Source organism: Maribacter sp. MJ134 (assembly GCF_003970695.1).
Taxonomy (GTDB): Bacteria; Bacteroidota; Bacteroidia; order Flavobacteriales; family Flavobacteriaceae; genus Maribacter.
The window spans coordinates 3,936,822-3,960,753 of sequence record NZ_CP034570.1; the positions used below are offsets into that span (position 1 = coordinate 3,936,822).

Here is a 23,932-nt window from a genome sequence, read left to right on the forward strand (position 1 = left end):
TAGCAAATTTTAATTTTTAAAGTGTGGTCCCTTAGACGCTTAAGCTGTTAATTCAACAAATAAACCTTCATCTGTTTTATTTACCTTGGTGAGGCCATGTTTGGCTAAGGATTTCATGGATTTATCCCATTTTTTACCGCTAAGCCCCGCTTGCATTTTTAGGGCTCCAAGTTCCATGGTTCCCTCAGGTTTTAAAATAGCTACAATGGCCTTTTCTTCCTCTGTCAACTCCACAGTTTTTTTCTCCGGCCGCATTTGAGGGAAGAACAATACTTCTTGAATAGAGGAATTATTGGTCAAAAGCATTACTAATCTATCTATACCAATGCCTATTCCAGAAGTTGGGGGCATACCGTATTCTAAGGCTCGTAAAAAATCTTGGTCAATGAACATGGCTTCGTCATCGCCTTTAGCGGAAAGACGTAACTGCTCTTCAAAACGTTCGCGTTGGTCTATAGGGTCATTGAGCTCAGAATAGCAATTGGCCAATTCTTTTCCGTTTACCATTAACTCAAAACGTTCTGTTAGGGCAGGGTTATCTCTGTGCTGTTTGGTCAGCGGACTCATCTCTTTTGGATAGTCCGTTATAAAAGTGGGCTGTATGTAAAAATGTTCGCATTTCTCGCCAAAAATCTCATCTATGAGCTTGCCTACGCCCATGGTTTCGTCCACTTCTAAACCTAGGTTTTTGGCTGTTTCGCGTAATTCTTCTTCACCCATGCCTGCAACATCTACACCGGTGTGAACTTTTATGGCTTCCAAAATTGGAACCCGCGCATATGGCGCTTTAAACTCAATTTCATTTTCGCCGACTGTTACTTTCGATGTGCCGTTGGCATCTATGGAAACCTTTTCCAAGAGTGCCTCGGTGGTGTCCATCATCCAATTGTAGTCCTTATAGGCCACATACAATTCCATCACCGTAAACTCCGGATTGTGGGTACGGTCCATACCTTCGTTCCTAAAATCCTTAGAGAACTCATAAACCCCGTCAAATCCGCCTACAATCAATCTTTTCAAATACAGCTCATTGGCAATACGGAGGTATAACGGTATGTCTAGTGCATTATGGTGCGTTAAAAATGGTCTAGCAGCGGCACCACCCGGAATAGGTTGTAAAATAGGGGTTTCTACTTCCAAGTAGCCCTTTTCATTATAGAACTGGCGAATACTATTGGTAATCTTTGTACGCTTAACAAAGGTTTCCTTTACATGGGGATTAACCACCAAATCCACATAGCGCTGACGATAGCGCAGTTCTGGGTCGTTAAACTCATCGTAGGTATTGCCTTCTGCATCTTGCTTGGGGAGTGGTAGAGGTCGTAAGGCCTTACAGAGAATAGTAAAGTCTTTTACAAGGACAGTCTTCTCCCCGACCTTGGTGGTGAAAAGCTCTCCTTCTATACCTAAGATATCCCCTAAATCTAAAAGTTTTTTAAAGATTTCGTTATACTTGGTATGGTCGTCCGCTGGGCAGATTTCATCTCTGTTAAAATAGACCTGTATGCGGCCTTCGCTATCCTGTAATTCGCCAAAAGAAGCTTTTCCCTGTACCTTTTTACGCATTAATCTACCGGAGATAACAACTCTTTTTCCTTCCTCATAATCCTGTTTTATGCTTTCTGAGGTAGCATTTACGGGGTATAGGGCCGCAGGATAAGGGTCAATACCCATCTCCCGTAATTTGGCCAACTTTTCTCTTCTAATAATTTCTTGCTCGGATAGCTGCATCGCAATTTATTTAAAGGCGCAAAGATAGGTAAGATGCGCTAATCTTTCAATCTAGCGGACACAAAAGGAAAACAGAAACCATGTTTTAGGATACCTAATTTGTTACAGGTAACACCAAGCGCTTAGAACTCAATCGAAATGCATGGACTTTGCTTTGTTGGCGATGTAATTATCCGAAGTTATGATTTGGAGCATATCTTCTTCAAGACTCCTGTTAGGCGTTTCTATAATTCTATTCTGTTCCCTGCCGTTTCTGTAGAAAATAAATGTGGGAACCCTAAGGATTTGCAATCCCCACTCTTCGCCATCCGGACTTTTTTTGTAGTGGTCCTTTCTGCTGTCGAGGGCCACGATTTTTAAATTTTTAGAGGGATGTTCCGCAGCAACCAAAATTTTCATTAAACGTGGTACTTCTCTTTTACTGTCACCACACCAGGTTCCCAAAAAAACAAGTATTTGATAGTGTTTAAGTGTATCCTTGAATTGTTCTATTACAGACTGGTTTACAGTATAACGGTCATAGTTTGGTTGATACCATCCGTTGTACGTTGTTTGGGTCAAGCCTTCTTTTGTTATTTCTCCGATTAGGAATTTTTTTCCATTTTCCAAGGTTATTTCTTGGTTGAGTTCCTGTCCAGATATAAAAAGCGTGGTAGTTACTGCAAGGATAAATAAAGAAATGGTTTTCATAAATATACATTTTAAATGAGAACCGAATTTCAATAAAATAAGGGCTGGTCTTTTAATGATTCAGGTGGAAATGGGGACTAGACCCTAGGTGGATTTTAGTGGAAACCTTAGTAATATGGGTGGAAATGTAATTATAGTTGAGACAGGATGAAAGTCTCGTAGTTTGTAATCACATCTTTTTTATCTCCTGTCGAGAATTTACCCTTAGCTTTTTGTAAATATTATTGATATGGGTTTTTACGGTACTTAGACTTATGAATAATTCAGAGGCGATTTCTTTATTGGTTTTGCCTTTGCGTATGGCGTTGAAAACTTTTTGCTCCTGATTGGTAAGTTTTTCCGGTGTTTTTGTGCGCTTTTTTGTCCTGATAAACTTAATACTAAAAAATACTGCTTGTAATAGCATAATTGCAAGTACTCCGTAGACCAAATACATCAAAATTTTACTATCGGCTTTTGACGTCTCTTGGTTCTGAAGGAGCCGGTCCGCTGCGATTTCGTTCAAGTACTGTTGCGTAAAGGTAGCATTGGGGTATTGGCTTTCAAGTCTTTCCGCTAATTGTGAATAGTACGGATTGGTTTTAGCATCTACTACATAATAGGGGTATGTTTCGCTTGCCCTATCCGATAGAAAATCATAAATAAAAAGTTCTGCTAAGGGTTCCCCACTCTCCTCACCGTACTCCTGAAAAATTTTGAACCACTTTTGGAAAGTCAGCAATTCATTGGCCTTACTGTTGTACTCCATAAAATCCAGAATCATTTGTTCCTTGAGGTAATCTATTTCCAATAATAGATCGGCATTTTTATTGGTCGAATTTATTTCACAGAGCGGTTGGTTGTTTTCTAAAAGAGGAAACAGAATAGTGTCTCCTTTTTTTGCAATGAAAAGCACACTTTGAGTATCAGGACAATGCTTCAAAAAATGACTTCCTCCTTCGGCGTTGTCCTCACAACCATCCGTATGAATTCTGTATATTCTATTTTGTTCGGAAAGATTATCACCTTCAAACTTAAAGTAACCATCGGCATCGGCCTGTGTTTCTTTAAGAATCTGGTCCGCATATACCCGAGAAGATTTTCTGTAATTCTCAACCAATGAAAGATAAACCGTTCTGTTTTCCGCTGTGCGGGAAATTTCGCCACTAAAAATGTATTGACTTATGCCTTGGGCAATGCCCAAAAAGAAGAGTAGTACAATAGATAAAATTCTCATAGTAATACATTAGAGCGATAAAAATAGATGATTTTGTAACAATACAGGTGCTTTGGCGACATATAAGTACATCAATCAAAATCATAATTTAATGAGTATTCTTCGTGTTTTATTAGCCATTCTTTTTCCTCCCTTATCGGTTATTGGAAAGGGTTGTGGGTCATTTTTAATTGTGCTACTTTTGACCTTCTGCGGATGGGTCCCTGGCGTTATTGCGGCTTTGGTCATCCTCAACAATCCAAATTAAATAGCTATGTTCAAAATTAAGATGGGGTTATTACTAGTGCTTTTAGCCCTAGTGGTATCCTGTAATTTCACGGAAGAAATATTCTTGGAAGAAAATGGTTCCGGGAAAATCAGTATCAACTTTGACGGGTCCGAGTTAATGCAAATGGGTGGTGATGAGATGATGGCAGGCACCGAAAAGGCAATTGACTCCACGTTGTCCTTTAAGCAATTTTTAGAGGAGAAAAAGGATAGTATAGCTGCATTGTCTCCAGAACAGCAAGCCAAACTTAAAAAATTAGAGCCTTTTAACCTTCATATGGTCATGAATCCCGACACACAAGAAATGAAGTTTGACATGTATTCAAGTTTCGAGAACATTGACGAAATTGGTGATGCCTTCAATACATTTCAGAATATGGATGCTTTGAGTCCCGCAGGAAGAGCCAATCAACCACAATTCTTATCCAACGACACTAAAAGTTCGGAGGTTTCCTATAGCTTTAAAGGAAATTCGTTTTCGAGAACGGCTAAAATATTGAATGCGCAACTGCATCAACAAGCCGTTGATAGCTTGGCTGGGGCAGAGCTCTTTTTAACCGGTTCTACGTACACCCTGAAGTATCATTTTCCCAAGCGGGTAAAATCGGCCTCTGCGGAGGAAGCTACCTTCAGTGCAGATGGCAAAACATTGATTTATGAAGTTGGATTTTTAGAGTTGATGAAGAACCCGAAAATTCTGAATTTAGAAGTGGAACTAGAACAATAAGTTAGGCCTTAACAATTCTTATCTTTGTAGTAATGAACAAGAAGGTTTATCTTCAAGATTTAGGGCATAAAGATTATAAGGAAACTTGGGATTACCAAGAACTTCTTTTTAAGCAAATTATCGATGTAAAGATTAGGAATAGACGTGAGGGATTACGTCTGGAGACACCTAATTATTTTTTGTTAGTAGAACATCCGCATGTATATACCCTTGGGAAAAGCGGTAATCTTGTGAATCTTTTGGCCAGTGAGCAGGAGCTCACCAAAAAAGGAGCCTCTTTTTATAAAACCAATAGGGGTGGGGATATCACCTATCATGGCCCTGGACAAATAGTAGGGTACCCCATTTTAGACTTGGATAATTTCTTTACGGATATTCATAAGTACCTTAGATTTTTAGAGGAAGTAATTATTTTAACCTTGGAGGAATACGGTGTAAAAGGAGAGCGTTCCGATGGGGAAACCGGAGTTTGGCTGGATGTTGGAACGCCATTTGCCAGAAAAATTTGCGCTATGGGTGTTAGAGCTTCCCGTTGGGTAACAATGCACGGATTTGCCTTAAACGTAAATGCGGATTTGGGCTATTTTGATATGATGATTCCCTGCGGAATTAAGGATAAGGCCGTTACTTCTTTAAATATTGAGTTAGGTAAGCAAGAAGTTGATATGGAAGAAGTAAAAGAGAAATTACTGCGTCATTTTAATGTACTGTTTGAATCTAAATTGATAAAACAAAAAACCCCGGTATAGACCGAGGTTTCGTATTCTGTATTATGAAATTAGGCTTACTTGCTAAACTTGGTCAATTCCGTACTGTTCATTAAGTCACCGTTCTTTTTATAGGTCTCCTGCTTTACCATGCCCACGCCTTCGGCTAACCATACTCTTGACGGGAAGTTGCTCTTTGCCATCATCACCTTGGATTGGTTTTCGCTATAAAGTACAAAGCATTCGAACGTTCCGGCGGGCGTAGTAACGTTTTCCTTTTTTTCCACCTTTCTATTGACCATGTCCACCGTAGTGTTCATGCTTATGCCTCCCATATTCATTTTTAAAGTCACGTTCGCATCCTCTAATTCTTGGCCTACCCCCAAATCATTGGGCAGCTCAATATCGGTTCCTGTTATTTCCATTTCCATATCCTCGTATTGCGTTAACATTTGTTGGGGAACAAGAGACTCATAGTCAACGGTGACCATATTTCCTGTGCAGGAAAAGGAGTAATTGGTATCATAAACTTTTTTTCCTTTTTGGTCTTCAAAAGAAATATCCATGGTTGCCACGGTAGTGTCTCCATCGTTCTCTACAGATGTTACTTTATAGCTAGATTTTCCTTCGGTCTTTCCTTTTTTGTTATACGAAGTGTATTCAAAGGAAGTGCCTTCGTCCATTGGATAAAACCTACTACAATTGGTAGATTGGGCGTAAATTATAGATGTTCCGCAAAGTAATGCCAGACTTAATAAAAGTTTAATTTTCATGTTTGTGTACTATTTGTTATTGTTTTATGAATTCTACCCTTCTGTTCTGTGCCTTGCCCTCTATAGTGCTATTGTCACCCATAGGCTCTGAGGCTCCCTTTCCTTCTGTGGATAATCTGCTTTCTTCAATTGAATAAATACTGACTAATGCATTTTTTACGGCTTCGGCCCTATTCTTAGAAAGTTTAAGATTGGCATCTTGATTACCATCGGCATCCGTATGCCCGACAATATTTAAATTCAATTTATTGTCCTTTTGCAATACCTGATAAATCTGTCTAATGATGCCCATGGATTGTGGCTGTATATTGGCCGACCCCGAGTCAAAAAGAATACCGTTGGTAGATACTTTTCCATCTTTCATCAAGGTTCTTCTTAGATCTATACCGCCTTCTGCAATCTTTACATTATTGATAAAAACCCTGTCCTTGCCTTCATTGATCCCAACAAGTTGAAATTTTAAAGAGTTCAAAGGGGCATTGGGGGCAATAAGCTTGGGAATATCAATATGTTTAGTTTCATTGATATAAAGGCGGTATCGTTCTTTATTAACCGCTATGGATATATGGGGCCTAGAAATAATGTCTTCCCTTATATCCGCACCAACGTAGTTGTCAATGATATTAGAGCCATTGACATTATTCCAAATTCGAATATCTCGCTCAATATATTGGCACAGCGGTAAATATGCGTACACCGTGTTTTTTCCATAGCCGAACTTATCATTTTCATCTATAATCACCACAAGTTTGGCGGCAGAGGAGGTCTTCTTATCAATACCCATAGTCTCTACATCAAATTCTATAGTATAGTTTTCAGGCAGTTCATTGATATTCGCTATTTGATACGTTTTTCTACCTCCTTTAAGTTCAAACCAATTACCAGAATCATCATCGAAAGAAACAATTTCTCCAGAGCCGTTGGTATTCCATTTAGACGGAAAATCACCTACAAAATCATTAGAGAAATCATCGGAAAATAGAATTTTATCACCTGGAACAAAATCAAACTTACTATATACTTTTAAAGTTTTTGGTCCAGTAGAAGTTGGCTGTCTTTCCCCATCGCCGGATATGGCGCCGTTATCAGGTTTTTCTGTTGGGGAAGGCGTCTCTACTCCTTTAGGAACTTGTGTTTTATTGCCTCCTTTTGAGCCTGGTTCTAGAATACTGTCCAAGGCCTGGTCCGTTTTTTCGGTAGCTTCCTTGTCCACCCTACGTTCAACAGCGCGTTCCGCAGCTTTTTCCGCCCTTTTTCCTAATTTTTTTAGGAATTGGCCGTTGGCTTGGGAACAGGAGAAAAGAAATATACAAATAAAGCATAGTGGCTTTAGTAGGGGATGGAATGATTTCATTTTAAGTGTCTTTAGTAATAAGGTATATCTGTAATATTTGAAGTAGGGCATGTTTTGCCGATAACGCTTCAGGATTTTAAAAATAAATAAAACCTTCAAAAAATGATGTCCTGATCGTACGGTTGGTATGATACGTCTTATAAAGTATTCTAAAACCTGTATCAATGTAATTTGTACACGATAATGGAGTTTTCCTGATTTTTAATGACTATTTCAGGTTTTCTATCATTATCAATGTCAGCCATATCAGCCATAGAGGAACCTTGCACAGGAAAGTCCGCTATAGCTTTGGCCTGACTATCGAATAAGTAAGATTTTTGATTTTGAATATCTGTAACCGATACATAAATCTTATCGTTTAAATAAAAGATAACCGGTGGTGCATAAACCCCTAAATCCAAGGCTACCTTTTTTTCTCGTATACGCAGGATATTATCATTGATAATGGACAAGGTCTTAGATGTGGCATCCATACCGTGGTCCGCATTAAGGTTCAGGTTCGTTTTTTCTATTTTACCACCGGCGTCTATTTGGTAGAGCACACCCTTTGCTGTGGTTAGGGAGAATTTATTTTTATACAGTTTGATGTCATTTTCCGAAAAGTCTATTTTTTCAGTAACTCTGACCCTTACATTTCCCACACGGTTAAGTAGTTTGAGCTGGCCATTGGCCAATTTAAAACATAAATAGTCCTTTCTGTTGATTCTAAAATGTTGGGGAGGGCCGAGAATATCACTTTCGGCCTTTTTATATTTAAAACCCGAAACGATCTTACCTTTATTATTATACATAAAAACCCTTGTTCCTTGGGTTACTACAAAACGATAGTCCTTTTTACCGTCATAGTCAAATACGGCTAAAGGGTTGAGGTTACCACCTTCATGTTTAATGGCAAATGGCTGCACTTCCTTACCATTTCTGTCTAGAACCAGGAATTCGTTATTGGTGGTGAAAGCCAATTGAAGTTTTCCGTTTTTATAAATATCAATTTGATGTATTTTACCCTGAACGGCACTCGCTAGCTCTTTTTTCCAGATGATTTTTCCTTTGTTGGATATAAGGTAAAGGACATTGTTTTCATCCTGTACAATGATTTCTTGTTTGTTGGTCCTATGATTTTTTACGAACTGGGGAGTCGTGGCAATGGCTGCATCGGTTTGAAAATCAAACAGGGAAACAACACCACGATTAGATGGTTTTTTGCTGATTTTTTTTGCGAAATAACTTGCATGAAAGAAGGCATTATCCGCTACTATCTGAGAGCCAAATACATAGTCCTTTAAGTTGGTTCTTTTTAGAAAGTTGCCTATCTCATTTAAATTATATTCGCTTAGACTCTTTTGCAGGCCTATTGAGGACGCTACAGTGAATATGGAAGAAGCCGAAGTGGTAATATCTTGGGTGTTTTTAAGTAAGGTTGTATTGTAAAGTACTTCGCCGCTTTTGTTGCTGCTAATCACTTTTTTTATTGTCTCTTCTGTAGCTGAAAAAACAAAGGTATTTTCTATAATGCTGGCGTAACTAGGATTAAAATCGGTAATAATAGGGTGAAGATAATCGGTTAGGAAGCTAGTAGGCTGAATTTTTAAGACTTCACTTCCTTGGTATTCAATAGAACTACTTATAATGGTCGTAAGATAGTCGTCTATGGTAGCAGTGCCAAAAGTCTGTAATAGAACTATCTGCTCATTATTAACTTCTGCTAGTCCTATTTCTTCAATGGTATTAAGAAGAGAATCTTCAACCATACTGCTGTTCAAATATTTTTCTCGGTTTAGCGCAAAAAGTGGATAGTCCGTTACATTGTACGATTTAAAAATTGAAACATCTTTAGGTACGAGTGCGGGTGTGATGCTAGGTTTAGGTTTAGTCCCTGAAAATAGACTTAGGTAATCGGTGGAGTCGTTGGCTATTCCGATGCCGTTTAATAATACGCCATCATTATCTAGATTAATGTCAAGGGAAACCCAGTCGGCATATTCAGACAATTTTTGGATATCATCGGTTTCATTGAATAAATGATTTAAAAGTGCATCTACTTCGTTTAAGTTAACCCAGAGATGGTGTTGTCCATGAGCATTTGTTATTTTGTAAAGTTTTTCCAACGGAGAAGGAAAATTGTTGGCGTCTAAATTTTCAATAATATTTTCAAGTATTTGTTGTGAGGAGCTCAATACGTCCGCTCCTCTTATATTGGAAGAAAAAAAAGTAGTTTCCTCAATTTGGTACTTCTTAAAGCTGTAGTTCTGATAAGAAATGGATTCCACTGTTTTGTTTATTATGGAATCCAAATCAATTGTTGCCGTAGAATCGGTGATAATGAAAGTGAAGTCAAAATTGGTAGTATCAGAAATCGAAAGGGTTAACAGGCCAGATGTTTCGCCTTCGAGATAGTTAAGAGGTCTCATTTTTTCAGCAATTGCTTTGGCAAATACTTCTTTCCTCATTTCGGAAACAATGCTATTCTCGGCCATGTCATTTTCTAAAGCCTCTAGCGCGTCGATTTTGAGCAAAAGCGCCGAATTTTCAGGAACGAGACTTAAAAAAGAAGCTTCATCGGTTCTTTCTGGGTTACAACCCGTAAAGAGCAAAACGACTAATAAGAGTGACAAGTAAGACCTCATAAAAATGCTTTTAGCAAATTTATACTTTTTAGAGTTCAAGTGTTAGTTGGTCCGGAAGTAGTCTAAAGCTTTTTCTGTGATATTTTGTTATACCATATCTTTTAATCGCCTCCCTATGCTCTTTTGTAGGATAACCTTTGTTTTTTTTCCAGTTGTACATGGGGTACTCTTCGTGTATCTGATTCATGTATTCATCGCGGTAGGTTTTAGCCAAGACCGAAGCGGCGGCAATACTCATGTATTTAGAATCGCCTTTAACGATACATTCATGAGCAACCTCGCGGTATTTTTTAAATCTATTTCCGTCTACTATGATATATTTTAAATGGCCCTTTAATTGATCGATGGCTTTGTGCATTGCTAGGAAAGAGGCGTTCAGAATATTTATCTCATCGATTTCAACAGGATAGACATGGGCTACGGCATAAGTTGAGCTTTCGAATTCTATCACGGGTCTTAATAGTTCCCTTTTGACCTCTGATAGTTGTTTGGAATCGTTTAAGATGATATTTTCGAAATTTTCGGGTAAAATTACAGCTGCTGCCGTAACCGGACCTGCCAGACAACCCCTTCCTGCCTCATCAGTTCCTGCTTCTTCTGGAAATCGGTGGAATCTTTTAAGCATAACAGATATTTTATGATGGAAATCGTCGTATAAGATTTGAATCAAAAAAGTTAAAAAAATAAATTAAATTCAAAAAATAAATACTTTACTTAAGAATAAAATAATAAATAAGTGTTTTTTAACAAGAATTGGCTATCTCATAAGATACTTTTGGATTACTTGGCAATTTTTTAGACTTTTGACGCAAGCTAATTCAAAAACTAATTCTATGAAACAGAAGTTTGCATGGATGTTAACATCTTTAATGATGGTTTTCATCTCATTTTCTTACGCACAGGAAAAGTCAGTTTCCGGTACAATTACAGACCAGAGTGGGTTGCCTCTCCCGGGGGTCTCCGTGGTCGTCGTAGGTACAACTAACGGAACACAATCAGATTTTGACGGACAATATTCCATCAACGTTGCGGAGGGTCAGGTATTGCGTTACAGTTATATAGGGCAAAAAACAGTCAATATGACTGTAGGTTCTTCCAACACGATTAACGTACAGATGGAAGAATCTGCCGAAGCGCTTGAGGAAGTAATCGTTACTGGGCAGGGTTCCGGTATTGCAAGAAGAAAGCTATCAACAACAGTTGATGTTTTAGATTCTGAAGATATTGATAAGTTGCCTGCAAATCAAATTGATCAATTATTACAGTCCACTACGCCAAGTGCTCAAATAAGGTTAAGTTCAGGACAGCCTGGTACGGCTGCCATTATTAGAACACGTGGTGCGATTTCAGCAGCATCTTCGGCGACACCTGTTGTGATTATAGATGGTGTTCGTGTTGATAATCTAAACTCTAATCCCCAATTAGGTATCGCAACTGGTGGGGCTAATGTTTCGGCTTTAGCTGACATACCGGCGGAATCAATCGAAAGAATTGAGTATATTAAAGGTGGTGCCGCAACTACGTTATATGGGGCAGATGCCGCGAATGGTATTATTCAAATCATTACTAAAAAAGGTAAAGCAGGAAAAGGAGCTGCTTACTTTGAAAGCAATGTTGGTGCTATTAGTGCCACAAAAGACTTTCTTAGATATGACAGAACAGGTGATGTTATATTCCAACCAGGTTGGTCTCAACAATATAGACTTGGATTGAGTGGTGGTTCGGAGAAATTCACCTACAACTTTGGTGGAAGTTTATATAAGGATGATAGTTTTAACGATATAAACGAGCAAATAAGAAGAACTTTTACGTTCGGTTTAACTGCAAATGTTACGGACAAGTTAAGATATCAAGGATCTTTCTCTTATGTTAACTTTGAATCTAACCTAGATTATAATGCCAATACTAGTTTTTCAAGGTTTTCCAATTTAGAGGGGTCTGCTCGTGGCGATACAGAAGCATTTACCGATGCAGAATTTGAGGAGGAGACCGCTAGGTACAAAAGAATCGGGGAATTGGTGGATATTTCTAGCAATACCAATCGTTTCACAGCCTCTAATAAATTTATTTACGATGTTAGCGATGCTCTTCAGGTAAACGCGACAATAGGTATAGACAATAGGAATACGGTACAGGAAGAGTTACAAAGTAATGCCCTTTTAGTAGAGTTGGGTTCAATTGCTCCTGGGACTACGGATCAAGGTAATCTTACAAGAGTTTTAAGATCTGCTTTCACCGTAACAACAGATGTTAACCTTACTCATAAAGCGAATACCGATAATTTTTCCTTTGTGTCAATTTTAGGAGGTCAGTTTTTTAGATCATCGGATAGACAAAATAGACTTAACGGTTCTGGTGGTGTAGATGGCACTAGGTCATTGAATAATTTCTCTGAACAAACTTTTTCTGATTTTGTTTTGGAAAATGCAAACTACGGTTTATACTTCCTTGAGAACATAGGTATTTATGATGTTGCTTTCTTGGAGTTCGGAGGGAGATTGGATAAGAATACTATATCAGGAGATAATACCAGCCCATTATTACTACCTAAAATTGGGCTTACGTATAACTTAAGTGACCATGATTTCTATATAAACTCAGGTATCAGCGATATTATTTCCACAATCAAGTTAAGGGGTAACTATGGTGAGGCAACTAATTTTGCACAACCATTTGATCAAGATAGAACATTTAATCAGAATCCATTCCTTGGGGGGCCTTCATTTACTTTTGCAAATCAAGGGAATCCAGATTTGGTTTCAGAGCGAGTTAAAACAACTGAATTTGGTTTGGAGTTAGGTTTCTTCAGTAACAGACTGTATTTGAGCGGTACAAGATATCAGGGTATTACTGAAGATGCGCTATTTACGCCTCAAGATCCACCATCATCGGGTCAGGCCAATCAAATCCAAAACATTGGAGAAGTGGAGAACTCAGGTTATGAGCTTGCTTTAAATGCCACTTTAATCCAATCTGAAAAGCAAAACCTTAGTATTAATCTTTCTTATAACACTAATGAAAACATAGTAACGGATTCAGGTGGTGCTCCAGCCTTTGTAGTTGGTGGATTCAATGTATTGGGTTCTGTTGTTGAAGAAGGACAAAGTTTGGGTTACTTAAGGGGAACAGCTGCAATTTTGCAAGATGATGGTACTTATGAGTTTGAGGCTAATACTGCTTTAGGAGATACTTTTGCTCCTAATTTTGGTTCGATGGGCTTAAATTATACCTACGGTAATTTTAACCTTTTTGCAACCGCAGATTATCAGTTTGGTGGTCAAATAACAGATTTGAGTTTCTTGTTACGGCACTTAAGAGGAGTTGATAATACTGGGATTCCGGAAGATTTAATTGGAACAACATCACCTTTCAACTATGTGAATTTCTTTGTTTTTGACAATGACTTCTTGAAGGTTAGAAATATTGGGGCTTCTTATAATTTTGGTGATATCGCTGCACCTTTGTTTAGTAATATACGTTTTGGGGTTACTGTCACAAATCCATTCAACTGGACGGCCGGTAATTTCGATCCTGAAACTACAGGTTCGGGTATTGCTGCACAAAATGGTTTCGCAAGTGGCGGGTTTGCTTACGGTACCGAATCTGCACCAAGAACATACATAGCTTCATTAAGGTTTGAATTTTAATAAAAAATTGTAAAAATGAAAAAATTAATAATATTTTCTTTAGCCATGATAGCCTTTGGATGTACGGGCGATTTTGGTGATGTGACAAATTTCAAAGAAGTCCAGAACCCTAATCTTTCTGAAGCTTCTGTTGTAGGGCAACCAAATTCGGCCTCTATCTGGTTATCTGGTGTAGAAAGGCAATTGGCTTTGGTATTTCAAGAAACGTTAATTCTAGCGGAACTAGGTGCTGATAATTATGTAAATACGCAAACATTCTTTAACCAGTTTTTAGATGGTTTAGATATGCAGATTACTGACCCGGATATGAGAGATACCCAGAGAGATATTCAAAGATTAAGAGAGTTAGCTCTTTTCGGTAAAGAAACAGTTGGACCTGGTGATCCAAATTATGATGCTGAGACTGAAGCGGAATTCAATTATTTCGAAGGGATTTCTTATTTAATTTCTGCGATGTACTTTTCTACTTTACCTCAGGAGCCTGTTGGGGTGCCAATTACTTCCGCTGAGCACTACCAAAACGCCATAACCGCTTTTGATGTAGCAATAGGTATCAATGCTAAGCCAGAGTATCATTTAGCGAAAGCAAGAGCGAATTATTACTTGGGTAATAAAAGTGAGGCTGTAAGCGCCGCAAATGCAGCTCTAGCATTGAGTACTGATTTTGATAGAACAGTTAAGTTTGATGAATCAAACGGACCGAGTAATACTTTTGAAGACGCATTGTACGAGAGAGCTACTTTTGATGACTTGCAACCACTTCCAACATTAGACTTTTTAGATCCTAAATACTCTTTTCTTGACCCTAATGAAGATGCGCCTGTACATTATATGAAAGCAGAAGAGGCGTATTTAATTTTGGCTGAAGCAGCTTTGTCAGATAACGATATAAATGCTGCTAGAACAAACTTAACGGCTTTGTTAGATTTGATTGCAACACGTGAAGTAAGGACTATCGACGATTCAATTGAACAACGTTCACAAGTAGCCGAAGGTTCTCGACCGGATAATGCCGATGTAGTGGTAAACGGAAGAACCGGTCTTGTTCTAGATAGACAGTCAGGTGATGTAGATATTCCATCAGTTTCCGGAACTTCATTGACAGCTGCAGATATCGCTGCAATGAATGATGATGATGCTGGTCTATCACTTTTGTACAGAACCAGACAAGAGGTATTTATCGCCGAAGGTCTGCGTTTAGTTGACATGGGCGTTAAATTGGTTATTGATGAAAATGAAATTTTATTAAATCCTAACGTGAACGAAGGTGACCCCGGGACAGTCGGTGTTATACCTTCATTTATTTCGGCTGTAGTTGCAGATTTAGATGCCATTACTTATGATGCTGAGGCCGGTACGGCCACGACTGCCATAGACTTAAACGATATCTTAGTAGCAAATAAATCATCTAACGAAGTAGTTCCTTTTGAATAATTAGAATCTATGCAGAAATAAAAAAGTCCTTACATATGTGAGGACTTTTTTATTCCTAAAACTTTCACATTATGTTAGGAACAAAAAAATTAACTTTGTTCTCGTAATAAGTTTGCATGAAATATTTCCTGGTAGTTATTTTTCTTTTGATGGTTCAGGTGCTAGTTGCACAAGAAGGTGATCCCGCAAAAAAGGTTTCTGATTCTTTGACGCGTTTACAAAAACCGGATTCCCTTAAACCTAAGAAAAAGAACGAGGGCTTAGAGGTTACTATAAAAGATTACAAAATTATCTCATTTGCTAGGGACACTACCTTTTTAGATACAACGCTTACCGTATATAAAGAATACAAGTACAATTATCTGCGCAGAGATGATTTTGAACTAATGTCGTTTTCTAACATTGGGCAGACATACAATAAGTTAGGTGTAGATTTTGAGAGAAACGATTTCTATCCTAATCTAGGGGCGAAGGCCAAACATTATAATTATTTTGAAATACAGGATATCGACTATTATAATGTGGCCACTCCAATGACGGACCTTCTGTTTAAGACCACTCTGGAAGAGGGGCAGTTATTGGACGCTATGCTTACCTTTAATACTTCTCCACGGCTAAATTTTTCCGTTGGATATAAAGGGCATAGGTCTCTCGGGAAATATAATTCTGACCAGATACAGTCCGGTAATTTTAAAACTACGGCGAATTATGTCTCAAAGAACGGCAGGTATAATCTAAGGGCGCACATTGCGGCCCAGGATATTTTATCCCAGGAAAATGGAGGTCTTACGGAAAAAGAGTTGCAATTTGAATCCGGCGATCCTGATTTCATAGATAGGCCTAAAGTTGATGTTAGGTTTAGTGATGCGGATAATAAAATTCTGGGGAAACGATATTATTTGGACCATCAATATAAATTGGTTAGAAAACGTAAGGATTCAAGTTTCGTAGAAAAAACATCGTTATCTATTGGTCATGTTTTTAACTACGAAACTAAATACTATCAATACCTTCAGACTTCAAATAATGATTACTTTGGGGAAGCCATTCTTTCATCGATTAACGATAAGGCCTCGTTAAAGACATTTTATAATCAATTCAGCGCGTCATTTTATAATAGTACGCTAGGTAATTTAAAGGCAAGTCTTAATCTATACAATTATGATTACTTCTTTGATAGTGTCTTAATTACGGAATCTGGAGAGACCATACAAAACCAGCTCGCAGGAAATGAAATTGCCTTGGGAGGGGATTATGAGAAGCAAATTAGACGTTTTAAGATAGACGGCTCTTTTAAATATAATCTGTCGGGAGAATTAAGTGGAAGTATTTTCGACGGCACAGTTCAATATAATATCAATGATGATTACAAAGCGAAGTTTTCCATTCATTCTTCATCTAGAATGCCAGATTTTAATTTCTTGCTGTATCAAAGTGAATACCTTAATTACAATTGGCAAAACACCACTAGATTTGATAAAGAACGGATAAATAGTTTTCAATTTACATTAGACACTAAGTGGTTGGGTAGTCTATCGGCAAAATATACTAATATAGATAACTATACGTATTTTGGGCTGAATCCTTTGGCGGATATAGAGGAGGGGACGGAAAATGCCAACATTAAACCGGTGCAGAACAGTGAGAGTATCTCATATCTCAAAGTAAAATATGCTAAAGAATTGCGCCTAGGTAAATTTGCATTGAACAACACTGTCATGTACCAATTGGTTGGTCAAGATGAAAATGTCCTCAATGTCCCACAGTTGACTACACGGAATACGGTGTACTTTTCTTCAGATGTTTTTAAAAAAGCTATGTTTTTGCAGACAGGTATTACATTTAAATACTTTACGTCTTACAATATGGATGCATACAACCCCTTATTGGGAGAGTTTCATGTTCAGAATACGGAAGAGTTGGGTGGTTTTCCTTTATTGGATTTCTTTATAAACGCTAGGATCAAACAGACAAGGATATTTTTAAAAGCAGAACATTTCAATTCTTCTTTTAGTGGCTACAACTTTTATGCCGCACCAAATTATCCCTACCGTGATTTTGTAATTCGCTTCGGTTTAGTTTGGAATTTCTTTTCGTAGGCACAATTTAAAACACTGTGATTTAGTGATTTGACTTTTTCTTTGAATTTAGGGCTTTTAATTACAAGATTGATTTACAGATATTTAACTTTTCATGACTAAAATTCTGCAATTTTTTAGTGCATAATCACCACAAAATCAAACCATTATATTTTTATTTAAATTATTTTACTTTTTTTTTGATTTATGTGTTGTAGAATCAAAAAGGGTGCGTATATTTGCACCCGCTTTGAGAGATACTTGAGGCACTGACGCGGAGGCAGTGATGTTTTGAGGTCGTTAGGGGATTACAGGAGTTCATTGAAATATTGTGGAGAGAATAAGAGCTGAGTGGTGCCTTTCGGGGTCACCGTTTCGGTTTTTAGGTAGAGAAAAAGAATCAAGTGATTTCCCGAGGCCTTAGGGTTTCGGGAAGAATAGAATTAAATCGAGAGAATCGGGGCCGTGGACGGACGTTGGAATGGTTGGGACGAATATATACAGAACAACGATGAAGAGTTTGATCCTGGCTCAGGATGAACGCTAGCGGCAGGCCTAACACATGCAAGTCGAGGGGTAACAGGGAGTGCTTGCACTCCGCTGACGACCGGCGCACGGGTGCGCACCGCGTATGGAACCTACCTTCTACAGGGGAATAGCCTTTGGAAACGAAGATTAATGCCCCATTGTACCTTTTCACGGCATCGTGAAAGGGTTAAAGGCTTCGGCCGGTGGAAGATGGCCATGCGTCCCATTAGCTAGATGGTAAGGTAACGGCTTACCATGGCTACGATGGGTAGGGGCCCTGAGAGGGGGATCCCCCACACTGGTACTGAGACACGGACCAGACTCCTACGGGAGGCAGCAGTGAGGAATATTGGACAATGGAGGAGACTCTGATCCAGCCATGCCGCGTGCAGGAAGAATGCCCTATGGGTAGTAAACTGCTTTTATACGGGAAGAAAAAGGGCTACGTGTAGCTTGTTGACGGTACCGTAAGAATAAGGACCGGCTAACTCCGTGCCAGCAGCCGCGGTAATACGGAGGGTCCGAGCGTTATCCGGAATTATTGGGTTTAAAGGGTCCGTAGGCGGGCGATTAAGTCAGTGGTGAAAGTCTGCAGCTCAACTGTAGAATTGCCTTTGATACTGGTCGTCTTGAGTTATGGTGAAGTTGGCGGAATATGTAGTGTAGCGGTGAAATGCATAGATATTACATAGAACACCGATTGCGAAGGCAGCTGACTAACCATATACTGACGCTGATGGACGAAAGCGTGGGGAGCGAACAGGATTAGATACCCTGGTAGTCCACGCCGTAAACGATGGATACTAGCTGTCCGGCACCTTGAGTGCTGGGCGGCCAAGCGAAAGTGATAAGTATCCCACCTGGGGAGTACGTTCGCAAGAATGAAACTCAAAGGAATTGACGGGGGCCCGCACAAGCGGTGGAGCATGTGGTTTAATTCGATGATACGCGAGGAACCTTACCAGGGCTTAAATGCATATTGACAGGGGTAGAGATACCTTTTCCTTCGGGCAATTTGCAAGGTGCTGCATGGTTGTCGTCAGCTCGTGCCGTGAGGTGTCAGGTTAAGTCCTATAACGAGCGCAACCCCTACCGTTAGTTGCCAGCATGTCATGATGGGGACTCTAACGGGACTGCCGGTGCAAACCGTGAGGAAGGTGGGGATGACGTCAAATCATCACGGCCCTTACGTCCTGGGCCACACACGTGCTACAATGGCAGGTACAGAGAGCAGCCACGTCGCAAGGCGGAGCGAATCTACAAAACCTGTCACAGTTCGGATCGGGGTCTGCAACTCGACCCCGTGAAGCTGGAATCGCTAGTAATCGGATATCAGCCATGATCCGGTGAATACGTTCCCGGGCCTTGTACACACCGCCCGTCAAGCCATGGAAGCCGGGAGTGCCTGAAGTCCGTCACCGTAAGGAGCGGCCTAGGGCAAGATCGGTAACTAGGGCTAAGTCGTAACAAGGTAGCCGTACCGGAAGGTGCGGCTGGAACACCTCCTTTCTAGAGATTGTCCTTTAAGGACGGTCCCTGACCTTTTCGGAAGAAGTTCCCGGTCCCGTTTTTTCGATTTATAATTCGATTTTGACCATCACTATCTACAACAGCTCCACAATTACGATATATAAGTAAATACGTTACACGCTTCCTAGGGAGCTGTAGTGTAGGGACAGTCCCATAGCTCAGCTGGTTAGAGCGCTACACTGATAATGTAGAGGTCGGCAGTTCGAGTCTGCCTGGGACTACTAATGGGCCCAAGGGTTTTTTAAGGGAGAACCGGGCAACGTTCATTGAGACTGAAATACTGAACAGGAAATTCTAGAAGTTGAGTGGTAGTTGTACTAACTACTAACTACTGATTGCTAACTACTAGTAATTGGGGGATTAGCTCAGCTGGCTAGAGCGCCTGCCTTGCACGCAGGAGGTCATCGGTTCGACTCCGATATTCTCCACGAATTCCCGCGCATGCGGGAAACTCCGAGGGATAGCACCGACCAAGGTCGGTACCTTGCCGAGGAGATGCCGGATCAAGTCCGGCATGAACGTTCATTGACATATTGGAACAGGATATACGACATTAGTGTCGTATATACCTAAAAAGAAAGAAACACGAATCTTGATCGTACGCCTTATGGTGTGCGATTACAGAAAAGAGTACGAATACATAATAAGTAAGCAAACAAGAAGGTTTGGCGACAAGCTGGAAAAGGGCGTATGGGGAATGCCTAGGCTCTCAGAGGCGAAGAAGGACGTGATAAGCTGCGAAAAGCTGCGGGGATCGGCACACACGATATGATCCGTAGATATCCGAATGGGGCAACCCGGCATATTGAAGATATGTCATGCGAAAGCAAGCAAACCCGGGGAACTGAAACATCTAAGTACCCGGAGGAGGAGAAAACAAAAGTGATTCCGATAGTAGCGGCGAGCGAAATCGGATTAGTCCAAACCGTTGTTGTTTCGGCAATAACGGGGTTGTAGGACCACGACATTCGATGAGTGACGAACTAGAACAAGTTGGAAAGCTTGGCCATAGACGGTGATAGCCCGGTATAGGTAAGGAACTTTCAGATAGTGGTATCCTGAGTAGTGCGGGGCACGTGAAACCCTGTATGAATCCGGCGGGACCATCCGCCAAGACTAAATACTCCTGAGAGACCGATAGTGAACCAGTACCGTGAGGGAAAGGTGAAAAGAACCGTGAATAACGGAGTGAAATAGATCCTGAAACCATACGCTTACAAGCGGTCGGAGCCCTTCGGGGTGACGGCGTGCCTTTTGCATAATGAGCCTACGAGTTACTTTTACTGGCAAGGTTAAGTTCTTCAGGAACGGAGCCGTAGCGAAAGCGAGTCTTAATAGGGCGCCATAGTCAGTAGTAGTAGACGCGAAACCGTGCGATCTACCCATGGGCAGGTTGAAGCTGTGGTAACACATAGTGGAGGACCGAACCCGTTGACGTTGAAAAGTCTTGGGATGACCTGTGGGTAGGGGTGAAAGGCCAATCAAGCTCGGAAATAGCTCGTACTCCCCGAAATGCATTTAGGTGCAGCGTGTAGATAGTTTCATAGAGGTAGAGCTACTGATTGGATGCGGGGGCTTCACCGCCTACCAATTCCTGACAAACTCCGAATACTATGAAATGTTTCTGCGCAGTGAGGGCATGGGTGCTAAGGTCCATGTCCGAGAGGGAAAGAACCCGGATCACCGGCTAAGGTCCCAAAGTATATACTAAGTTGATATAACGCGGTGGAACTGCATTGACAGCCAGGATGTTGGCTTGGAAGCAGCCATTCATTTAAAGAGTGCGTAACAGCTCACTGGTCGAGCGGTTCCGCATGGATAATGATCGGGCATAAGTATATCACCGAAGCCGTGACTTCTATTTATAGAGGGGTAGGGGAGCATTGTAGTGCCGTTGAAGGTGTACCTGCGAGGGATGCTGGAGGAGCTACAAACGAAAATGTAGGCATAAGTAACGATAATGCGGGCGAGAAACCCGCACGCCGAAAGACCAAGGTTTCCCCAGCTATGCTAATCAGCTGGGGGTCAGTCGGGACCTAACGCGAACCCGAAAGGGGTAGTGGATGGACAACGGGTTAATATTCCCGTACCTGCTCACGCTAAAAGTGACGGAGGCGAGAAGTTGGTGCGTACAGACGGAATTGTACGTTGAAGGGAGCGGTAACGCCCCGATAGTACACCGAGACTACGGTCAAGGTGATAATCCAGCGGATCGACTTCCAAGAAAAGCGAGTGAAGCAGCCCGTACCGTAAACCGACACAGGTGGTTGGGATGAGTATTCTAAGGCGCTCGAGAGATTCATGGCTAAGGAACTAGGCAAAATAGACCCGTAACTTCGGGAGAAGGGTCGCCCCCTGTATGGGGGGCCGCAGTGAAGAGGTCCAGGCGACTGTTTATCAAAAACACAGGGCTCTGCAAAATCGAGAGATGACGTATAGGGCCTGACACCTGCCCGGTGCTGGAAGGTTAAGAGGAGATGTTAGCTTCGGCGACGCATTGAATTGAAGCCCCAGTAAACGGCGGCCGTAACTATAACGGTCCTAAGGTAGCGAAATTCCTTGTCGGGTAAGTTCCGACCTGCACGAATGGTGCAACGATCTGGACACTGTCTCGGCCATGAGCTCGGTGAAATTGTAGTATCGGTGAAGATGCCGGTTACCCGCAGTGGGACGAAAAGACCCCGTGCACCTTTACTATAGCTTCGTATTGACTTCGGTCAAGCAATGTGTAGGATAGCTGGGAGACTTTGAAGCCGCATCGCCAGGTGTGGTGGAGTCATTGTTGAAATACCAGCCTTTGCTTGTCTGAAGCCTAACTCTCCAAGGAGAGAACAGTGCGTGGTGGGTAGTTTGACTGGGGTGGTCGCCTCCAAAAGAGTAACGGAGGCTTCTAAAGGTGCCCTCAATACGGTTGGCAATCGTGTGTAGAGTGCAATGGCACAAGGGCGCTTGACTGAGAGACATACAGGTCGACCAGGTTGGAAACAAGAGCATAGTGATCCGGTGGTTCCGCATGGAAGGGCCATCGCTCAAAGGATAAAAGGTACGCCGGGGATAACAGGCTGATCTCCCCCAAGAGCTCATATCGACGGGGGGGTTTGGCACCTCGATGTCGGCTCGTCACATCCTGGGGCTGGAGAAGGTCCCAAGGGTTGGGCTGTTCGCCCATTAAAGTGGCACGCGAGCTGGGTTCAGAACGTCGTGAGACAGTTCGGTCTCTATCTACTGCGGGCGTTAGAAATTTGAGTGGATCTGACCCTAGTACGAGAGGACCGGGTCGGACCGACCGCTGGTGCACCAGTTGTCCCGCCAGGGGCATTGCTGGGTAGCTATGTCGGGATCGGATAAGCGCTGAAAGCATATAAGCGCGAAACCGGCCACAAGATGAGATTTCTTTAAAGGGCCGTGGGAGATGACCACGTCGATAGGCTATAGGTGGAAGGGCGGTAACGTCCGTAGCCGAGTAGTACTAATTGCCCGTCAGGCTTGCGCACACGCATCCCCCGTCCCCGGACGGGGGTGCAACTCCTTTTTCGTCATTACTTGTACGACCGTCTCGCTTCTACGTAACGGATACGACGTTACTTTCTTTTTGGGTACCTGTTCCTTTATTATGTCAAAGCCCCTCCGGGTTCCCCAAAGGGGAACATTTTACGGAAGTGCTTTAAAAACATTGCCCTTTTTTGCATCCCCCCTTCGGGGGGAACGAGGGGGGCTACAGTTTTAGGTGGCCATGGCGACGGGGCACACCCCTTACCATTCCGAACAGGGAAGTTAAGACCGTTTGCGCCGATGGTACTGCTATACCAAGTGGGAGAGTAGGTAGCCGCCTTACTTCGAAACCCCCTTCACTATAAGTGAAGGGGGTTTTTTTATGGGAAAATTTGTTGATTTATGGTTCTTCATCCATAAATGAAAGAATCTGTAAGGTAGAAGTGCTCTTAATTCACAAGTGTTAAAGCTTAACGTTTTCAGTATGAAAAATAGCGATAACTCTTTTGTCTTAATTCTTGAATATGACCTCATTGTAATTGGAAGAGGCCAAATACTCGTTTTTGAGATTTCTAAGGAATTCCGATACGACCGGTCGCGAGACCGATTCAGGTTCTAAACAATCATTTTCCGTATCACTATACACCTCTATTGCTATATACCAATTACCTTGTCTTGTCTCGTAAAGCCCATCCATAACGGGATTTATTTCTGCATTTTGTAAAATAGCATCAACTGCTAAAGGTATTAGATTAATGGTTTTGTTTGGGATATCAACTTCATAAAATGAGAAAAAGTATTGGTTGTTGGCTATGGAGAATGGTATATCGTCATATACATCTATGTAGTCTAGGTTAAATTTGGTATTGACATAATTATAGAATTCATTAACATCTTTAGGGTCTTCAAATACAAACATTTGTCGCTTTGGTAGGCTTCTTTTAAACCTTTTGCCTTTAGTTAGCTGGTAGTCTTTTATTTTTGGGGCTATACGTATAGGAATGCAGGATTGAAGGATTACTATGACCAACATACCAAGTATACTTTTCTTCATATCATTAGCTTTAAATTCCAACATATTCGGGTCAATAACCGTACCGATTTATCCGTATAGGCCATATTGAAGTTAGTTTT

General features: G+C 41.0%; 14 protein-coding genes, 2 tRNA genes and 3 rRNA genes. 11 read left to right on the forward strand and 8 right to left on the reverse strand.

Going from position 1 to position 23,932, the window contains the following annotated elements:
* Window positions 1-39: 39 nt before the first annotated feature.
* The 3 genes from lysS to EJ994_RS17765 form a co-directional block, all read right to left on the reverse strand.
* Window positions 40-1,731: a lysine--tRNA ligase gene (lysS, locus tag EJ994_RS17025; protein ID WP_126593575.1), complete on the reverse strand. Its 1,692-nt coding sequence runs from the start codon at window positions 1,729-1,731 to the stop codon at window positions 40-42.
* A gap of 129 nt (window positions 1,732-1,860) precedes the next feature.
* Window positions 1,861-2,421 (reverse strand): thioredoxin family protein, encoded by a 561-nt coding sequence (locus tag EJ994_RS17030; RefSeq protein WP_126593576.1) that lies wholly within the window; start codon window positions 2,419-2,421, stop codon window positions 1,861-1,863.
* A 169-nt stretch (window positions 2,422-2,590) separates the two neighbouring features.
* Entirely contained in the window at window positions 2,591-3,637 is a 1,047-nt protein-coding gene (locus EJ994_RS17765; RefSeq protein ID WP_317128091.1) for a response regulator transcription factor, read from the reverse strand.
* Between the two features lie 91 nt (window positions 3,638-3,728).
* Between EJ994_RS17765 and EJ994_RS17040 the strand changes: the two genes are divergently transcribed.
* From EJ994_RS17040 to lipB, 3 genes are read left to right on the forward strand one after another with little or no spacing between them, the layout of a single operon-like run.
* Window positions 3,729-3,884, forward strand: coding sequence for a YqaE/Pmp3 family membrane protein (locus tag EJ994_RS17040; RefSeq protein WP_126593577.1), 156 nt, complete (start codon window positions 3,729-3,731; stop codon window positions 3,882-3,884).
* 6 nt (window positions 3,885-3,890) lie between these two features.
* Window positions 3,891-4,631, forward strand: coding sequence for a hypothetical protein (locus EJ994_RS17045; protein ID WP_126593578.1), 741 nt, complete (start codon window positions 3,891-3,893; stop codon window positions 4,629-4,631).
* A 32-nt stretch (window positions 4,632-4,663) separates the two neighbouring features.
* Complete coding sequence (gene lipB / locus EJ994_RS17050) at window positions 4,664-5,380, forward strand: lipoyl(octanoyl) transferase LipB (RefSeq protein ID WP_126593579.1); 717 nt, start codon at window positions 4,664-4,666, stop codon at window positions 5,378-5,380.
* Between the two features lie 35 nt (window positions 5,381-5,415).
* On the opposite strand, the gene EJ994_RS17055 is transcribed toward lipB, so the two are convergent.
* The 4 genes from EJ994_RS17055 to EJ994_RS17070 all read right to left on the reverse strand — a co-directional run bounded on the left by EJ994_RS17055 (window position 5,416) and on the right by EJ994_RS17070 (window position 10,714).
* Window positions 5,416-6,111: a hypothetical protein gene (locus EJ994_RS17055; RefSeq protein ID WP_126593580.1), complete on the reverse strand. Its 696-nt coding sequence runs from the start codon at window positions 6,109-6,111 to the stop codon at window positions 5,416-5,418.
* A gap of 16 nt (window positions 6,112-6,127) precedes the next feature.
* A complete protein-coding gene (locus EJ994_RS17060) occupies window positions 6,128-7,465 on the reverse strand; it encodes an OmpA family protein (RefSeq protein WP_126593581.1) in 1,338 nt (445 codons plus the stop codon).
* 161 nt (window positions 7,466-7,626) lie between these two features.
* The gene (locus EJ994_RS17065) at window positions 7,627-10,089 is read right to left on the reverse strand and encodes a ribonuclease HII (RefSeq protein WP_126593582.1); all 2,463 of its coding nucleotides are present in this window, start codon (window positions 10,087-10,089) and stop codon (window positions 7,627-7,629) included.
* 28 nt (window positions 10,090-10,117) lie between these two features.
* Window positions 10,118-10,714, reverse strand: coding sequence for a ribonuclease HII (locus EJ994_RS17070; protein WP_126593583.1), 597 nt, complete (start codon window positions 10,712-10,714; stop codon window positions 10,118-10,120).
* Between the two features lie 208 nt (window positions 10,715-10,922).
* On the opposite strand from EJ994_RS17070, the gene EJ994_RS17075 reads away from it, so the two are divergent.
* The 8 genes from EJ994_RS17075 to rrf all read left to right on the forward strand — a co-directional run bounded on the left by EJ994_RS17075 (window position 10,923) and on the right by rrf (window position 23,141).
* Window positions 10,923-13,736, forward strand: coding sequence for a TonB-dependent receptor domain-containing protein (locus EJ994_RS17075; RefSeq protein ID WP_126593584.1), 2,814 nt, complete (start codon window positions 10,923-10,925; stop codon window positions 13,734-13,736).
* Between the two features lie 15 nt (window positions 13,737-13,751).
* Entirely contained in the window at window positions 13,752-15,170 is a 1,419-nt protein-coding gene (locus EJ994_RS17080; RefSeq protein WP_126593585.1) for a hypothetical protein, read from the forward strand.
* Between the two features lie 116 nt (window positions 15,171-15,286).
* Complete coding sequence (locus EJ994_RS17085; protein WP_126593586.1) at window positions 15,287-17,269, forward strand: putative porin; 1,983 nt, start codon at window positions 15,287-15,289, stop codon at window positions 17,267-17,269.
* Window positions 17,270-17,756: 487 nt separating this feature from the next.
* Window positions 17,757-19,285: ribosomal RNA gene (locus EJ994_RS17090) — 16S ribosomal RNA — on the forward strand.
* A 168-nt stretch (window positions 19,286-19,453) separates the two neighbouring features.
* Window positions 19,454-19,527, forward strand: a tRNA-Ile gene (locus tag EJ994_RS17095).
* Between the two features lie 133 nt (window positions 19,528-19,660).
* Window positions 19,661-19,734 (forward strand) — tRNA-Ala (locus EJ994_RS17100).
* A gap of 240 nt (window positions 19,735-19,974) precedes the next feature.
* Window positions 19,975-22,800 (forward strand): 23S ribosomal RNA (locus tag EJ994_RS17105).
* 229 nt (window positions 22,801-23,029) lie between these two features.
* A 5S ribosomal RNA gene (gene rrf / locus EJ994_RS17110) occupies window positions 23,030-23,141 on the forward strand.
* The 16S, 23S and 5S rRNA genes sit together here with 2 tRNA genes alongside, the layout of an rRNA operon.
* Window positions 23,142-23,309: 168 nt before the next feature.
* Here rrf and EJ994_RS17115 read toward each other — a convergent pair.
* Entirely contained in the window at window positions 23,310-23,852 is a 543-nt protein-coding gene (locus EJ994_RS17115) for a hypothetical protein (protein ID WP_126593587.1), read from the reverse strand.
* Between the last annotated feature and the right edge of the window lie 80 nt (window positions 23,853-23,932).

Excerpts from the sequence above, each read along its gene's own strand:
- lysS (WP_126593575.1), bottom strand. The coding sequence starts at position 1,731 with ATGCAGCTATCCGAGCAAGAAATTATTAGAAGAGAAAAGTTGGCCAAA.
- EJ994_RS17030 (WP_126593576.1), bottom strand. The coding sequence starts at position 2,421 with ATGAAAACCATTTCTTTATTTATCCTTGCAGTAACTACCACGCTTTTT.
- EJ994_RS17765 (WP_317128091.1), bottom strand. The coding sequence starts at position 3,637 with ATGAGAATTTTATCTATTGTACTACTCTTCTTTTTGGGCATTGCCCAA.
- EJ994_RS17040 (WP_126593577.1), top strand. The coding sequence starts at position 3,729 with ATGAGTATTCTTCGTGTTTTATTAGCCATTCTTTTTCCTCCCTTATCG.
- EJ994_RS17045 (WP_126593578.1), top strand. The coding sequence starts at position 3,891 with ATGTTCAAAATTAAGATGGGGTTATTACTAGTGCTTTTAGCCCTAGTG.
- lipB (WP_126593579.1), top strand. The coding sequence starts at position 4,664 with ATGAACAAGAAGGTTTATCTTCAAGATTTAGGGCATAAAGATTATAAG.
- EJ994_RS17055 (WP_126593580.1), bottom strand. The coding sequence starts at position 6,111 with ATGAAAATTAAACTTTTATTAAGTCTGGCATTACTTTGCGGAACATCT.
- EJ994_RS17060 (WP_126593581.1), bottom strand. The coding sequence starts at position 7,465 with ATGAAATCATTCCATCCCCTACTAAAGCCACTATGCTTTATTTGTATA.
- EJ994_RS17065 (WP_126593582.1), bottom strand. The coding sequence starts at position 10,089 with ATGAGGTCTTACTTGTCACTCTTATTAGTCGTTTTGCTCTTTACGGGT.
- EJ994_RS17070 (WP_126593583.1), bottom strand. The coding sequence starts at position 10,714 with ATGCTTAAAAGATTCCACCGATTTCCAGAAGAAGCAGGAACTGATGAG.
- EJ994_RS17075 (WP_126593584.1), top strand. The coding sequence starts at position 10,923 with ATGAAACAGAAGTTTGCATGGATGTTAACATCTTTAATGATGGTTTTC.
- EJ994_RS17080 (WP_126593585.1), top strand. The coding sequence starts at position 13,752 with ATGAAAAAATTAATAATATTTTCTTTAGCCATGATAGCCTTTGGATGT.
- EJ994_RS17085 (WP_126593586.1), top strand. The coding sequence starts at position 15,287 with ATGAAATATTTCCTGGTAGTTATTTTTCTTTTGATGGTTCAGGTGCTA.
- EJ994_RS17115 (WP_126593587.1), bottom strand. The coding sequence starts at position 23,852 with ATGAAGAAAAGTATACTTGGTATGTTGGTCATAGTAATCCTTCAATCC.